Consider the following 1808-nt stretch of genomic DNA (forward strand, 5'->3'; position numbering starts at 1 on the left):
GTTGTTGGAGCTTCAGTCGTTGTTGGAGCTTCAGTCGTTGTTGGAGCCTCAGTTGTTGTTGGAGCTTCTGTTGTTGTTGGAGCTTCAGTCGTTGTTGGAGCTTCAGTCGTTGTTGGAGCCTCAGTTGTTGTTGGAGCTTCTGTTGTTGTTGGAGCTTCAGTCGTTGTTGGAGCCTCAGTTGTTGTTGGAGCTTCTGTTGTTGTCGTTTGTTCTTTTGAATTCACAATAGTCTTTGTAACTGACTGGTCTTCTCCAAAGTCCGTAACATCTACTTCTGTATCTTCAGAATCAATGACATAGCCTTTTGGTACTTCTGTTTCCGTCAGGATATATTTGTCTTTTAGAAGACCTTTTACAGTGATTTTCCCGTCAGCATCAGTTACATATTCACCAATGACTTGATTATTTGCTGGGCGAACTACTTTAAATTTCGCACCTGGTAATGGTTGATTTGCTTCATCAACTTTTTTAATGTTAATTGTAAAGACATAACCAATACCAGAACCACCTGCTACTTGAACGACAGTGGATTGCTCAACATGTTTAACAGCCTTTCCTTTGCCTTTTAACACAGCATCATTATTTAATACCTCTCCGTCTGCCGGTGAATAATTGGTTTGAACTTTATATTCAATACGATACTGATCTGATTCTGTGATATCACCAAGTTTTACGACAAATGATTGTCCATCCTCGCTGACGGTAACAGTATGTTGAGCAGTTACATCCGTTGTATCTGTAAATTCCCAAAGACCTTTAACATAGTCAAATTTACCTTTGATGACACGAATACTATCTTTAATATAAGATGCATTCGAAAACTTCAATGTGTCTTCTACTGTAGCATCTTGAAGACTTTCTTTAGTACGATTGATTGAAATGGTGTAAGAGAGTGTCTTTTGATCTTCACTACTTACCCATCCTGTTTTAGAAAATAATTCAGGGTTTCCATCTCCAACACCGGTGAAGTTAACTTTTCCAACTACTTGTGTTTTCCCATTAATAGTTACTTCGACAGGGATTTCTCCTTCTTCAGGGTGTTTTTGGAAATCTACTCGAGTATAGACATAGAAAGATCCTTTGGTATCAGAGTGTTTTTCAACATAATCAGTATAGGTTAAGACGATATGTTTTTTTGTTTCATCAATCTGACCATTTGCGATAACTTCATTTGTTTTCTCATCACGAATTTCAAAGTTTTGGGATTCTATATATAGAAAATCTGATAAATCAACTGTAGTTGTATCGCCAGCTTTAACATTTTTATTTTTTAAATCATAATTTGCATTAAGTCTAAACGTAACCCATTGCTTCAAATCACCATCAAGACTATCTCCTGATTTATTTGTAATACTTAGTGAGGTAATAGTATCAACAGTCTTACTATTAGACGTAGTAGCCGATGTTTCAGCAGCAGCATTTGTTAAGCTTAGTGAAACAAATACAGTTAATATACAAATAATGAAAAAGATAAACGATAGTTTTTTCTTATTCATTTTCATTTCTCCTTTAATTTATTAGTTTATTAAAACTAGTACAGTATACCAATATTTACATCCTATGTCTACTTTTATAACTCAAATAAACAAAAAAAATTTATCAAGATTACTTTTAGATATTAAATATGTTTTTTATGTCATATAATCGTATAAATTTATTTTTAAGAATAGATTTTTTTAATATCGATATCGAAAATATATATGCAATATTAGTATATAAAAAGTATAAAAAGAGAGAGCAATGCTCTCTCCTCTCTAAAGAAACTTATCTAATATTATTTAGTAAATTTACGTTTCATAACAACTGTT

General features: G+C 33.2%; 1 protein-coding gene. It reads right to left on the bottom strand.

Features of this window, described 5'->3' with window-relative positions; translation table 11 throughout:
- The coding region (locus K1I61_RS08925) for an Ig-like domain-containing protein (protein ID WP_263285099.1) at positions 1-1496 on the bottom strand (1496 nt) is incomplete at its 3' end.
- Positions 1497-1808 lie beyond the last annotated feature (312 nt).

This window comes from Streptococcus infantis (genome assembly GCF_019929665.1).
Classification (GTDB): Bacteria; Bacillota; Bacilli; order Lactobacillales; family Streptococcaceae; genus Streptococcus; species Streptococcus infantis_H.